The sequence below is a fragment of the Veillonella parvula genome, from assembly GCF_032577575.1.
Classification (GTDB): domain Bacteria; phylum Bacillota; class Negativicutes; order Veillonellales; family Veillonellaceae; genus Veillonella.
This window is the reverse complement of record NZ_JAWFVO010000005.1, coordinates 73272-86863: the sequence shown is the minus strand read 5'-3', so window position 1 is coordinate 86863 and position 13592 is coordinate 73272. Positions and strand designations below refer to the sequence as shown.

12 protein-coding genes are annotated in these 13592 nt (G+C 38.5%); 2 read left to right on the top strand and 10 right to left on the bottom strand.

Annotation, left to right across the window (positions count from 1 at the left end):
* Positions 1-24: 24 nt before the first annotated feature.
* Entirely contained in the window at positions 25-3561 is a 3537-nt protein-coding gene (gene nifJ / locus E7K77_RS09470) for a pyruvate:ferredoxin (flavodoxin) oxidoreductase (protein ID WP_004696929.1), read from the bottom strand.
* A 386-nt stretch (positions 3562-3947) separates the two neighbouring features.
* Here nifJ and E7K77_RS09465 point away from each other — a divergent pair, with 386 nt between their 5' ends.
* Both E7K77_RS09465 and E7K77_RS09460 read left to right on the top strand, forming a co-directional pair.
* A complete protein-coding gene (locus E7K77_RS09465; RefSeq protein WP_008602616.1) occupies positions 3948-4871 on the top strand; it encodes a LysR family transcriptional regulator in 924 nt (307 codons plus the stop codon).
* The gene (locus tag E7K77_RS09460) at positions 4871-5299 is read left to right on the top strand and encodes a hypothetical protein (protein WP_287541570.1); all 429 of its coding nucleotides are present in this window, start codon (positions 4871-4873) and stop codon (positions 5297-5299) included. Before E7K77_RS09465 ends, E7K77_RS09460 begins: the two co-directional genes overlap by 1 nt.
* 149 nt (positions 5300-5448) lie before the next feature.
* Here the strand turns inward: E7K77_RS09460 and E7K77_RS09455 are convergent, their stop codons facing one another.
* The 9 genes from E7K77_RS09455 to citD all read right to left on the bottom strand — a co-directional run bounded on the left by E7K77_RS09455 (position 5449) and on the right by citD (position 13567).
* Positions 5449-6066, bottom strand: coding sequence for an SAP domain-containing protein (locus E7K77_RS09455; RefSeq protein ID WP_012864711.1), 618 nt, complete (start codon positions 6064-6066; stop codon positions 5449-5451).
* A 131-nt stretch (positions 6067-6197) separates the two neighbouring features.
* Positions 6198-7511, bottom strand: coding sequence for an MFS transporter (locus E7K77_RS09450; RefSeq protein WP_325306560.1), 1314 nt, complete (start codon positions 7509-7511; stop codon positions 6198-6200).
* Positions 7512-7753: 242 nt separating this feature from the next.
* The gene (locus E7K77_RS09445; protein WP_012864713.1) at positions 7754-8110 is read right to left on the bottom strand and encodes a cupin domain-containing protein; all 357 of its coding nucleotides are present in this window, start codon (positions 8108-8110) and stop codon (positions 7754-7756) included.
* A gap of 28 nt (positions 8111-8138) precedes the next feature.
* Entirely contained in the window at positions 8139-9014 is an 876-nt protein-coding gene (locus tag E7K77_RS09440) for a DUF4261 domain-containing protein (RefSeq protein ID WP_024061617.1), read from the bottom strand.
* 24 nt (positions 9015-9038) lie between these two features.
* Entirely contained in the window at positions 9039-10037 is a 999-nt protein-coding gene (locus tag E7K77_RS09435; protein ID WP_012864715.1) for a hypothetical protein, read from the bottom strand.
* 32 nt (positions 10038-10069) lie between these two features.
* On the bottom strand, positions 10070-10570 hold the full coding sequence (locus E7K77_RS09430; protein ID WP_008602610.1) for a hypothetical protein: 501 nt from the start codon (positions 10568-10570) through the stop codon (positions 10070-10072).
* 225 nt (positions 10571-10795) lie between these two features.
* Positions 10796-12343: a citrate lyase subunit alpha gene (gene citF, locus E7K77_RS09425; RefSeq protein ID WP_024061618.1), complete on the bottom strand. Its 1548-nt coding sequence runs from the start codon at positions 12341-12343 to the stop codon at positions 10796-10798.
* The gene (locus E7K77_RS09420; protein ID WP_004695279.1) at positions 12333-13298 is read right to left on the bottom strand and encodes an HpcH/HpaI aldolase/citrate lyase family protein; all 966 of its coding nucleotides are present in this window, start codon (positions 13296-13298) and stop codon (positions 12333-12335) included. The genes citF and E7K77_RS09420 overlap by 11 nt, the downstream gene beginning before the upstream one ends.
* A complete protein-coding gene (citD, locus tag E7K77_RS09415) occupies positions 13298-13567 on the bottom strand; it encodes a citrate lyase acyl carrier protein (protein WP_004696923.1) in 270 nt (89 codons plus the stop codon). The genes E7K77_RS09420 and citD overlap by 1 nt, the downstream gene beginning before the upstream one ends.
* Positions 13568-13592 lie beyond the last annotated feature (25 nt).

Sequence of the window (13592 nt, the reverse complement as noted above, 5' to 3'; positions counted from 1 at the left end):
AGTTCTCAGTCGTTAAATAACGAATTATTTTACGTCTTCAAAACCTTTTTGCAAGCGAACATAGCTTAAGCGACGTTCTTTAGCGTCTTTTTCAGTTTTAGCGAATAATTCTTCTGCAACGTCTGGAGCTGCTTTAGCCAAGGAAGCGTAACGTACTTCACCTTTAAGGAAGTCTTGGAAGCTTTCAGTTGGTTCTTTGGAATCCAAGGAGAATGGATTTTTACCTTCTTCTTTAAGTTGAGGGTTGTATCTGTAAAGATCCCAGTAACCAGCTGCAACTGCTTTACGTTGTTCTTCTTGAGCTTTACCCATACCAGCTTTGATACCATGGTTGATACATGGGCTGTAAGCGATGATCAAGGATGGACCTGGATATGCTTCAGCTTCTGTAACAGCTTTCATCAATTGGTTTTTGTCTGCACCCATAGCTACTTGTGCTACGTATACATAACCATAAGACATAGCCATCATGCCAAGGTCTTTCTTCTTAGTACGTTTACCAGAAGCTGCGAATTGAGCAACTGCTGCTACGTTAGTGGATTTAGATGCTTGACCACCAGTGTTGGAGTATACTTCAGTATCGAATACGAAGATGTTTACGTCTTCGCCAGAAGCTAATACATGGTCAACACCGCCGAAGCCGATGTCGTATGCCCAGCCGTCACCACCGAAGATCCAGTGAGAACGTTTGATCAAGAATTGTTTTTTCTCAAGAATTTCTTTCAATTCAGGAGTTGTAGCGCCTTCAGCTTCGATAGCTGCTACTAAACGTTCGGAACGTTGACGAGTAGCTGCACCAAGGTTAGCAAATTCAATCCATTGTTCTAAAGCGTCTTTCAATTCGCCAGTAGCAGTTTCAACTGCTTTAGCAGCCAATTCTACTAATTGTTGGCGGATTTTCTTAACGCCGATGTACATACCATAACCATACTCAGCATTATCTTCGAACAAGGAGTTTGCCCAAGAAGGACCATGACCTTGTTGGTTAGTTGTGTATGGAGATGCAGGCATGGAAGCACCCCAGATGGAGGAACAACCAGTTGCATTGGCAATCATCATACGGTCACCGAACAATTGAGTTAACAATTTAGCATAAGGAGTTTCACCACAACCTGCGCAAGCACCGGAGAATTCGAACAATGGTTGTTCAAATTGGGAACCTTTAACAGTTTCCTTCTTCATAGGATTTTCTTTTACAGGAAGGTTAACACCATAGTTCCAAGCTTCAGCTTGTTCGATTTCAGTATCGATGGATGTCATCACGATAGCTTTGCCTTTAGGAGCTGGACAGATATCAACACAGTTACCGCAACCCAAGCAATCTAATGGGGATACAGCGATACGGAATTGAAGATCTTTAGCACCCAATGCAGGGATTGTATCGAAATGTTCTGGAGCTGCAGCCACTTCTGCTTCAGTTGCCAAAATTGGACGAATTGTAGCATGTGGACATACGAAGGAACATTGGTTACATTGAATACAGTTTTCAGGCAACCATTTTGGAACGAACAATGCAGGACCGCGTTTTTCGAATTTAGCAGTACCAGCAGGTAATGTACCATCTTCATAGCCAGAGAATTTGGATACAGGAAGATCATAACCAGCTTGTGCATTGATTGGTTGTGCAATATTTTGAACGAAGGATGGGCAAGATTCGCAACCAGGTTTAACTGCATGATTGCCATCATCTACTGCGTCTTTCCAGCTAGCAGGAACATCTACTTTTACCAAAGCGTTAACACCTTGATCGATAGCAGCATTGTTCATGTCAACGATATTTTGACCTTTTTTACCGTAAGAAGTTACTACGGATTCTTTAAGGTATTTAACAGCATCATCTACAGGGATGATTTCAGTCAATTTGAAGAATGCAGCTTGCGTTACCATGTTGATACGACCGCCCAAACCGATTTCGGAAGCGATTTTCGCAGCATTGATGATGTAGAAGTTCAATTCTTTTTCTGCGATTTGACGACGTAATTTAGCAGGTAAATGTTCATCCAATTCTTCAGGAGACCAAGTACAGTTCAATAAGAATGTACCGCCTTTTTTGATGCCGCGAATCAAGTCGTATTCATGTACATAAGATTGACGGTGACATGCTACGAATTGAGGTTCAGTAATCAAGTAAGGCAAGTTAATTGGATTTTTACCAAAACGAAGGTGAGACATTGTTACGCCACCAGATTTTTTGGAGTCGTAGTCAAAGTATGCTTGAGCATACATATCAGTGTGGTCACCGATGATTTTGATAGCGGATTTATTCGCACCTACAGTACCGTCAGAACCGAAGCCCCAGAATTTACATTCAGTCAAACCAGGAGTTTCAACTTCTACGCCTTCAGCACGATCTAAGGACAAGAATGTAACATCATCATTGATACCCAATGTGAAGAATTTCTTACCATTTTCAGCAGCTAAATTATCGAATACAGCAACGATGTCTGCAGGGATAACGTCTTTGGAGCTCAAACCATAACGACCAGCGATAACTTTTACATTACGGCCACCGTCAACTACAGCTGCTTGTACGTCTAAGAACAATGGTTCAGCCAAAGCACCTGGTTCTTTAGTACGGTCAAGAACTGCAATGCGTTCTACAGTTTTAGGAAGAGCTTTCAACAAACGATCTGTTGCGAATGGGCGGAACAAATGAACGTTGATAAAACCAACTTTGCGGCCCAATTTGTTGAGGTAATCCACGGTGGATTCTACAACTTGAGCGGAAGAACCCATAGTTACAACAACGTCAGTAGCATCAGGAGCACCATGATAGTTAAACAATTGGTAGTTAGTACCTGCCAATTTGTTAACTTCGTTCATGTAGTGTTCTACAACGTCAGGAACGTTCAAGTAGAATTTGTTGGATGCTTCACGATGTTGGAAGTAAACGTCAGGGTTTTCTGCAGTACCACGAGTTACAGGAGCATCTGGATTTAAAGCATTTTTACGGAACGCTTTAACAGCATCCATGTCAACCAATGGTTTTAAATCTTCATAGTCCCAGATTTGAATTTTTTGAATTTCGTGGGATGTACGGAAACCGTCAAAGAAGTTGATGAAAGGTACGCGAGTTTTAATAGCTGTCAAGTGAGCTACAGCGGACAAGTCCATTACTTCTTGTACAGAGGATTCAGCTAACATAGCACAGCCAGCTGCACGAGCAGCCATTACGTCTTGGTGGTCACCAAAGATAGCCAAAGCATGTGCAGCCAATGCACGAGCAGCTACTTGGAATACACCTGGAAGTAATTCACCTGCTACTTTATATAAGTTAGGAAGCATCAATAACAAACCTTGGGAAGATGTGAAAGTTGTTGTTAATGCACCAGCTTGTAAAGAACCGTGGGTTGCAGCAGCAGCACCTGCTTCAGATTGCATTTCTACAACTTGAACAGTGTTGCCGAAGATGTTTTTTCGACCAGATGCAGCCCATTCATCAATGTGTTCTGGCATTGGAGAAGATGGAGTGATTGGATAAATCGCAGCAACTTCTGTAAAACCATAAGAAACGTGAGCAGCCGCTTGGTTGCCGTCCATAGTTTTAAATTTACGACTCATGTGATTATTGCCTCCTTAAGCATTTAGCAAAAATAGAACACTTGCTTAATCTATCATTATGTTTAGGAATAACAACCATTACAAACTTGCGCACATGAAAAAATAATGCAATAATATATATGTTATATATAATATGGCATTATGTGTGAGCATACTTTTTTGTGATGGGCACAACCATAATTCCTAATATCATAACTTGATATAGCCCTATATGCTAATTATAACGTGCTGGGCCCTATCAACGCAACACATACAGTGACTGTCGCTTTGCCAATATTGCTATCCATGCTTTACATAAAGTAATAGCTAATTGCATTACAGTAATAACTATTCTCATTTAGTTAGGTCACGTCCTATAACCAAGTTTTATTTTTAGGGGGTTAATTATGGATTTTCATCATTTGAAATACTTCGTTGAAGTAGCTGATCAAAAAAGCTTTAGTAAGGCTGCAAGGAATTTACACATCTCCCAATCTGCAATCAGCCGTACAATTAAAGCTTTAGAAGACGAACTTGGTGTTGTTCTCTTCATGCGTAATGCTAAATCTGTAGAACTTACTGATGGGGGTACCATCTTCTTAACCCACGCTAAACGCGTTGTGTTTATGTTTGAACATCTAAAAACTGATTTTGAAAACGAATTTCGTTTGGAGCAAGGTTCCATCAGAATTGGTATTCCACCAATTACGGATGCTCCCATTTTTGCCCAGTTATTAGGTGAATTTAAAAAAGTATATCCACAAATCGAATTGGAACTCTACGAACAAGGTTCTAAAAAGGTTGAGATCAGCGTTCAGGAAGGTTTAATTGATATTGGCATCATCTGTACTAAACCAAACCCTAAAGAATTTGAATCCTTCTACCTTACGAGTGACCCACTGTCCGTTATCATTCCAAAATCTAGCCCTTTAGCAAAAGAAAAAGAAATTCGCCTAGAAATGCTAGCTGATGAATCCTTTGTATTGCATAAAGACGATTTCAACTTACATGATGAAATCATCAAAGCTTGTAAACACACCGGCTTCCAACCGCACATCGTGTTTGAAACAAGCCAACGTGATCTCATGTTACAAACGGTTAGTGCAAACCTTGCTATCGCATTATTACCATCTCGCCTCTGCCCTGAGGTAGGTGAAAATACAGAGGTTGGTTCTAAGGTTGTCGTAAGACCTCTCGTACCTGAAATTATTCATACTCTTTATGTAATTTGGAAAAAGGGTCATTACCTCTCCCACGCTTCTCGCTTGTGGTTAGACTTTGTAAACTCCAAATTACCATTACCTGGATTACAACTCGAGGATCGTCAATAATGAACAAACCATCTGGGCTCGCATGTAAATTGCGAGCCCTTTTGAAAGCTAAAGAAGCGCCCATGTGGGGCGTTATCATTGTGCTGGTTATCGTTATCATATTCCAGCAAATACAAATCTCTGAATTACAATGGCGTGTCGATGAAGACCACGATGGCTCTACCATCGACAGTGTAGCAGGTCGTCTTTACATTCTTGAAGGGATGGCTAATAAACATAGCGACCAACTAGACGAAATCCTAAAAGATATTCGTCAGCTACAAAATGACGGTGCCAAGTACGACTGGGAACTAAAACAATTACAATGGTTGCATCCAGAACTCAAAGTACAACCACCAGAGGCAAACCCACACCCATTCAAATCCACAGATCTAAACCTCGATATGAATCCTGGGAAAGTGCCTGATGTAACAAAACAAAATCAATAAAGAAATCAGGAATAAATAAAAGCACCTTATATACCTACAAAAGTCATCACAAATGACTCTTCTCATAGGATATAAGGTGCTTTTATCATTATTCTATTATAAATTTAATTGCTAGTTTTCCCATACGTCTCTGCAATGACAAGTTACTTCTACTTGCGATACGCTTCTAATTTATATGCATATTCACTTAAAAGATCCTTTGAATAGATTTTTTCATTTTTTGAATCTCTAACTTCTTTCCAAATAATAGATGCTACTTTTAATTTATTCGAATAATTGCCACTACATTCGTCTGCACAAAAATCCTTAAAAAATTGATTCCATTGACAAGCCGAATTGTCATACTTTGCATAATCTGATTCACCATAATATACTTTCAGCAAATCTCCAATGGTAAAGCTAATATTTTTTTCACTTTTTACTTTTCTCCAAGCAGTAGCCATATCAGCATTAAATTTAAATCGTGAAACACCTATTAAATCAGAAAAATATTCTCTAAACTTCGTATTAAAAGAAAAATTACATTCAAGTAATGGTGTATCTAAAGTAATATTTTCCACTTGTTTTTTTCTATTTTTTATTGATGATTTTTTAATTAAATTGCCTTTAAAGTACTGCTCAATAATATGATTGAGTTCTTGTTTTATTCCCCTATATTCTAATCCTAATGATTTACATATTTGTGAAAGTTCATCACGATACCAATAATATTTTTTAAATTCATCAAATGATGTAATTTCATCAAACTTAGGTCTACACTCTTTCAATATTCTGTCTCCTCAAGTTTAAATAATACTATTTTGTAAATTGTAACATAAAATTGAATAGTACCCAAAATCACACCATTGAAGCATTCGTTAAATATTTTCCTATGAAGTTATCTATAATATAACTCTACTTAATCCTCTTTATGCTCCATAGATTTTGGAAGTGTCAAAATTAATAGACCAGCAAGGAACATACAAGCCCCCATTACATAGTAGCCATAAGCAAAGCTACCTGTGTGACCATTGATGAATCCAAGCATATAAGGACCTACCCAGCCCCCCATGTTACCTGAAGAGTTAATGAGTCCCATCGCCCCCGCTGCAGCAGCGCCAGATAAGAAGGTTGTTGGCATGGTCCACCATACACCCATACCACCGTAAACACCTACTGCAGTTAAGCATATAAAGAATAAGCTAACTTCTGGAGATGGACTGTGTGGTGTTGCTAAGAAACCAATAGTACCAATGAACAATGTAGTAGCAACGTGCCAACGTTTTTCATTGCGCTTTTCAGAAGAGTAACCACAGTATATTTGTACAAGTAAGGCTGCTGTCATTGGAATAGCAATAGACCACGCTACCACACTTGGTGGCCATCCAGATAAGCTTTTAAGAACTTGAGGCATCCAAAAACTAAAGCCCCAGAAACCAATAACCCACAAGAAATAGATTAACGCTAGGCGCAATACTTTTGGGTCTTTCAACGCTTGCCAAGTAGTATATTTCTTTGCGGCTTGCTTTTGTTGCTCTTCTTTTTCAAGCTCGGCTTTAATATATACCTTTTCTACATCAGTTACCCAAGATGCATGTTCAGGACGCTCTTTCATCCAGAATGCGAAAATGAACGCAAAGATCACAGCAGGAATAGCTTCAACGATAAAGAGTGTACGCCAACCATGTAGACCAAAGAACGTTGTATCCAATAAAATACCTGCCAATGGCCCACCAATGATGTTAGAGAACAATAAAGACGTCAACATCAAAGAGATCGCCTTCGCACGCTCCTTTGGCAAGAACCAATTTGGAATAAGTAATGAATAAATTACAGGATATAAAGAAGCCTCACATAGACCAAGTAAAAATCGATAAACATAAAATTCCAACTCAGTGGTCATCGTCGTCATAAGAATACATACGAGACCCCAACTAAACATGATACGCGCCACCCAATGCATAGCATTACAACGAGCTGCAATTAAAGATGCAGGCACTTCAAACAAAACATAACCAATAAAGAAAATGCCTGCCCCCATACCAAATACTTCTGGCGTCAACCACGGTAAATTCTCCTTCATAGTCAAGCCTGCATAAGCAATATTAACACGATCTAAGAAGGCAATAATAGAAACAATAAACAATGGTAAGACTACGTGAAGCATACGACGTTTCGTAAAATCTTTGAAATTGATGTCCCCACTTTGAGGCTCTAGTGTAGATGAGTTCATATAATTCCTTTCTGCTTATTAAAATATTACATACTTTACCATCTTAAAAGAACAAACGTCCTCTGTCAATGGAACTATATAAAATATAGAAATATCAAATAGGAATAGTGAAATCAAAATAATAGCATATAAAAATAGAAAAGGTATATTCGCTAGAAATGACTATATAAAATAAAAAAGCACTTTATAGTATAAATCTGTCTCTATTATAAGATAACAAAATACTATAAAGTGCTTTCATATTAATTAGTACTAACAGGATCATAATCAGCAGGCACAGGAGCGACGATACTCACAAAGATGACATCTTCTGTTCCAGTATTTTTTGCACCATGACATTCACCCTTTTTAGATACTATAACTTGCCCCTTTGTAAAAGGCACCTCCGTATCCGGCGTTGGATAAAATACCCCCTTGCCTTGCAATATAACCCATATATCATCAGAGTTATGATGGTAATGCTTTGGTAAGGTTTGACCAGCTTTAATAACCCATATTGAGCCACCTGTGGAATCAGTTTGATAAAATGGTGTCTTAACAGCTTTCTCCAAACTTTCAACTTTCACGAGTTCCATATCAAAAACACGTTGATCACTCATAATGCTCACACCTTTCATTGATTAACAACTAGCGAGTGCCCGATGCATATTCTCGCATATTAATATCTAGAACCTCTCGAACCGGGTGACTTAGAGAATCCTCATATTGTACTTTCCACTGAATATCCTGATTCATCTCGCCATTTTGTAACCCCGCAATGGTTCCCCCATCACCTATTAGATTATCATGTTCGAAAATATAATTCAACACATTATAAGCATGAAATACTACATGATTAGGATCTACACCGTGAAAGTGATACTGTAAATCAGGTAAAAATAATGTACTCATACCCACAGAATCTACCATCATATCATTGGTACCTTGAATACTAAAATAACGTACATTTACAGCATAATAAATAAAACGAGTTACCGCTTTATCTGAATGATTTTCAATCGATTCACGACTTAAGAACTTACGAGATGGACCAAATACAACAGCTTTACAAGATGGATATAGCTCCAACAGTGCATCTACATATTTCACTAGCATATCGGCCCGTTCTTTAGCCTCTAAACCAGAGGCTAACATATCCGTAGCAAACACCCTGTATTGACACTCTGTCAACAACTCATCCACATTGGGACAATCCCACACCTGACTACGTTCAAAATCATCTAATACAGGCTTATCGATTTTCTCACAATCCGTCACCATTAACGTCGGTGAAATATCTGCATCAGTATCCTCGTAATGCACCTTATAATTCTGAGGAGCAAAACCAGCAGACTCACGACGGTGATCAAAACAATCAACAGGTCCTAGATGCTTCGTAAATATCTCTATCATTGTATCCCGATCAGGCATATCACACTGCTTCGGCATTAATAACTCAACGAAAAAAATACCACCTGGTCGGACTGAAGTATCTGTTAAATCTTGTTTAAAAACTTGGCTCATATGCGCTCTCCTAATTTTTAACTATTATTCTGATGAGTGTATTAATTTATACCATTTTACAATACCTTCAGGAATTAAATAATTTTCACTTTCCATCTTAGCCTTTACCCATCGGTATAAGTCATTTGGAGTAATAATATGAATCAAATCACTTTGAACGTTTGATTTATTTACTATACCTTCTGATGTAAATAGATATACTTCTTTTTTTCGCTTTTGGTCATCTACCAAATCAACATAATTATTAAAATCTAAGGGAACACTCCCTTTTTTTACCTGAGGATATGCAAGCATCCCATTTTCTGGATTTACTAATACACATTCATATAGCTCAGTTGCAATTTTATTCGTAGATGGGATTGTCACATAACCTTTACGATCATATAAATATAGACAAACTAAATCTTCACAATCATTTGGTGATAAACAATCATAAAACAATTGTTGTAAAAATTCTTCATTTGACTTCTCTAATACCAAAGGTTTTCCCCAAAATGCATATTCAGCATATTCAAACATATAGTCTTTATTTATGCGTTGTATAGTTCGACCGCGAATAAAAGCTGTTGCTACTGCTCCTGGCACCTGACTTTCATCACCAATCCGTTCCCACTTAATTCCTGTAATTTGATTAGCTGCATCAAAATCTAATGCATCCTTGTCACAATTATAAGTAAAATTAGAATCTTCGTTCACACGTCCTAGATAATAAATACCATTATCGCGCATCCAAATATAGTCACCCTTTTCGACTTCACTCAACATATCAACAGCGACTAAACGTTTTTTTTGATTCATCCCATATAAACCATACGTTCTAATAACATCATAATACTGATCTATATTTTCTATTTGATTACGTTTTTCTTGTATTTCAATTATAGCCTCAGGATTATAGTGCTTTATATGGTCATCCTTAATACTCCATCCTAAAGCGGCAACATCATTATCTAAACAATACTTTGAAATTTTTTCTCCACTACTACTATCTGTTCTTGTTTGTAATCTCCATACAGACCCCATTGTGTCAACCTCCAAATTAAATAATACAAACTTCATACAATAAATACATTACCTTTTAATTTATAGTATACAGGATGATATTCAGTACTACAAATCGCCATCCATCGTTCTACAAACTTCTCAAAATCAATGTTAAAATTACAATTTAATAGAATTTGCATAGAGTTTTGCAATAGATATACTCGTTCAATTTCTAATCTATCTATTAAAGAATTTCTTATAAGTTCACCCTTAACAACTTGTTTAAATCTTGCATATAAATAATCAATACACTGATTTTTATATCCAAGTTTATAATTGCTAGCCACAAATAAACTACGATATGATAATTCACTCGGGAGAAAAGATTCCCATTCTAGTATTTCATGTCCATCTTCAACCATTCTAATATACATATCATTAATATCAATATAATCTCGAATCCAACATTCAACCATTAAGTAAATATTTAATTCTTGCTCCATTAAGTCATCTATATAAAAGTCCTTTAATCCATCTATATCAAATTCTACATTAGCTCTATATTGATACATAGATATCCACCTAATATATAATCACATTCTTTTATATAGATATTATAACTTTATGAATGCCCAAATTTTCACCCATAGCATCATATTTAATATATAAAAATCTCACATTATCCCCTCCCTACGGCCCTACAATTCATAAAAATACAAAAAGGCCCTCTCCGTGGTCCGTAGACGAACTTCAGTCATGTGTGAGTTCGAGGACCATAGAGAGGGTCTTTGTTTTAATTATAGAGGTTTACGAACCACGTCAAGGATAGAACCATCGCGGTATTCTACGATTGCCACGATGTCTTCATCTTTGTCGGATACAGGGATATCTTGTGGTTTACCTACTAAGTCAAATGCTAATTGTTGTAATTCTTCAATTGTGTAGATAGGCAAGTTGCTATCTTTGAAGCGTTCAATCAAATCAGTACGAGCTGGGTTGATGGCGATACCATATTCAGTAACGAGAACGTCAACGGAGGAGCCTGGTGTAATTACAGTTGCTACCTTGTCACGAATCATTGGCAAACGGCCACGGATCAATGGGCAAGTAATAACTGTGCATTTAGCACCTGCTGCTGTGTCGGAGTGACCGCCGGAAGCGCCCATCAATACACCGTTGGAGTCAGTCATTACGTTTACATTGAAATCAAGGTCGATTTCAGTAGCACCAAGGAATACTACGTCTAAGTAGTTTGTAGTGCAGTCTGTCCATGGGTTAGCGTACATGGAAGCGGACATTTCAATGTGAGCAGGGTTTTTATCCAAGGATGCAGCTGCAGTAGTATCGAATGTTTGAGTATCATAAATAGCACGAATCAAGCCTTCTTCAAGCATACCAGTCAAGATACCAGTAGCGCCACCGATAGCGAAGCCACCTACTTCACCGCGTTTACGAAGTTTTTCAGCAATGAATTTTGCTACAGTCAATGGAGCACCACCAGCGCCCAATTGGAATACGAAACCGTCTTTGATAATGCCAGCTTGGTCAAGGAATTCACCAGCTAGTTCAGCAATTTTGATTTGAATAGGGTTTTTAGTGAAACCTACTGCACCAGAAGCGATACCTTCTGGATCACCAATGCTTTCAACCTCAACAACATAATCAACATCAGTTTGAGGGATTGCATAGTTGTGTACATAATCAACCAAATTATCTGTGATAATAACAGTTGTATCTGCATAGTGGGAGTCAACTTTAGCATAGCCAAGAGCACCACATGCGGATTTGCCCATGCGACCAGTAGCATTACCGCGTGGGTCAGCTGTAGGAGCACCCATGAAAGCTACATCGATATGAACTTCGCCAGATTCGATAGCACGAGCACGACCACCGTGAGAACGAATCACTACAGGGCGTTTCAATACGCCAGGGTTTTGTGTTAAGAATTTACCAAGACGATCGCGCAAGCCAGATGTTTCAATAGCTGTTACAGTGCCGTCTTGAATCATTTCTACCAAGAATTCATGGCATGGGGACAAGGAAGAAGACGCGATAGTAATATCTTTAATACCTTTTGCTTGTACGCGTTCCATAACCATTTTCATTACATAGTCACCGTTGCGCAAGTGATGATGGAAGGACAAAGTCATGCCATCTTTTACGCCAGCCTTTTCGATTGCTTCATCGATGGAAGCAAGTACTTTATTAGTGCCAACACGGCTCATGTGTACAGGTTTACCTGCACGATGAACTTTAGGTTCAATGGCGAATTCACCTTGATATACTTCACGGCCTTCTAGTGCTGGGATATTTGTTGGGATATCGCGACCTACTTTATTTAACATCGTATTCTGCTCCTTCCTCTAATTCAACTTTAATGCCTGCTGCACGTGCTTTATCAACTACGCGTTGTGCACGAACTACGATAGGACCATCGATCATTTTACCATCTACGGAGATTACGCCTTTATTGTTGCGCAATGCATCTGCATAGCTGTTCAATACCTTAACGGAATGAGCGATTTCTTTTTCGTCAGGAGTGAATACTTCGTGGATAATTTTGATTTGGCTTGGGTGGATACAAGATTTGCCATCATAACCCAAAGCTTTAATGAATTCAACTTCTTCGCGGAAACCTTGAGGATCTTTCACATCGGAGAATACAGTATCGATTACTCGGATACCTGCTTCGCGTGCTGCATGAAGGATTGTTTGACGAGCGAACAACAATTCAACAGCTGGTTTATGTTTACCTGTGCGAAGGTCTGCACGATAGTCTTCAGCGCCAAGAGCGATAGCAACTACGCGAGGGCCGTGGCAGATTTCACGAACATTGTATAAGCCACGAACGGATTCGATAGCTACGATAATATTGATTGTACCTTCTGGCCAGCCGTTAGCTTTTTCTACTTCTTCGATTTTCTTCGCTACGATTTCAACTTCAGAAACATCTTCAGTTTTAGGTAAACGAATCATATCAGGTTTAGCTGGAACGATAACATCAAGATCGTCATAGCCATAAGGAGTTTGTGTAGGATGGTTGATACGAACAACTGTTTCTGCACGGAATTTACGGGATTTCAATGCTTCTGCAGTTAAAAGACGAGCTGTGTCTTTTTCTGTAATTGGCACGGAATCTTCGATATCGATCATGATGGAGTCAGCACCGTGAATATCTGCACTGTTAATCATTTTAGGTGTATTACCTGGTACGAACATCATGGAACGAGACAAACGTTTTTTAGCAGCCTCTGTTAATGGGTTTGTTTTAACTTCTGGGAATGTTTTATCGTTAGCCATTATGCTTTGCTCCCCCTTTCCAATGCACCTAATACGCGAGCTTTAATTGTGTAATCCCAAGCATTTTTATCTTGTACGATTACTTTTACGCCATCATAACCAGCTTCTTTCACTGTGTTCAAGATAACGGATTTAATTTGGTCGCCGTATTGGCGGATAACTTTGGATGTTAATTCGATTTCGATACCGCTAGCAATCGGTTCAACCGTTACTAATGCATCATTTTTTTCGTCGAAGCCAGCTTGTGCAGCTTTTACTAATTGTGCCATGTTGCATCCTTTCCTTGTGAAACAT

Excerpts from the sequence above, each read along its gene's own strand:
- nifJ (WP_004696929.1), bottom strand. The coding sequence starts at position 3,561 with ATGAGTCGTAAATTTAAAACTATGGACGGCAACCAAGCGGCTGCTCAC.
- E7K77_RS09465 (WP_008602616.1), top strand. The coding sequence starts at position 3,948 with ATGGATTTTCATCATTTGAAATACTTCGTTGAAGTAGCTGATCAAAAA.
- E7K77_RS09460 (WP_287541570.1), top strand. The coding sequence starts at position 4,871 with ATGAACAAACCATCTGGGCTCGCATGTAAATTGCGAGCCCTTTTGAAA.
- E7K77_RS09450 (WP_325306560.1), bottom strand. The coding sequence starts at position 7,511 with ATGAACTCATCTACACTAGAGCCTCAAAGTGGGGACATCAATTTCAAA.
- E7K77_RS09445 (WP_012864713.1), bottom strand. The coding sequence starts at position 8,110 with ATGAGTGATCAACGTGTTTTTGATATGGAACTCGTGAAAGTTGAAAGT.
- E7K77_RS09440 (WP_024061617.1), bottom strand. The coding sequence starts at position 9,014 with ATGAGCCAAGTTTTTAAACAAGATTTAACAGATACTTCAGTCCGACCA.
- E7K77_RS09435 (WP_012864715.1), bottom strand. The coding sequence starts at position 10,037 with ATGGGGTCTGTATGGAGATTACAAACAAGAACAGATAGTAGTAGTGGA.
- E7K77_RS09430 (WP_008602610.1), bottom strand. The coding sequence starts at position 10,570 with ATGTATCAATATAGAGCTAATGTAGAATTTGATATAGATGGATTAAAG.
- citF (WP_024061618.1), bottom strand. The coding sequence starts at position 12,343 with ATGTTAAATAAAGTAGGTCGCGATATCCCAACAAATATCCCAGCACTA.
- E7K77_RS09420 (WP_004695279.1), bottom strand. The coding sequence starts at position 13,298 with ATGGCTAACGATAAAACATTCCCAGAAGTTAAAACAAACCCATTAACA.
- citD (WP_004696923.1), bottom strand. The coding sequence starts at position 13,567 with ATGGCACAATTAGTAAAAGCTGCACAAGCTGGCTTCGACGAAAAAAAT.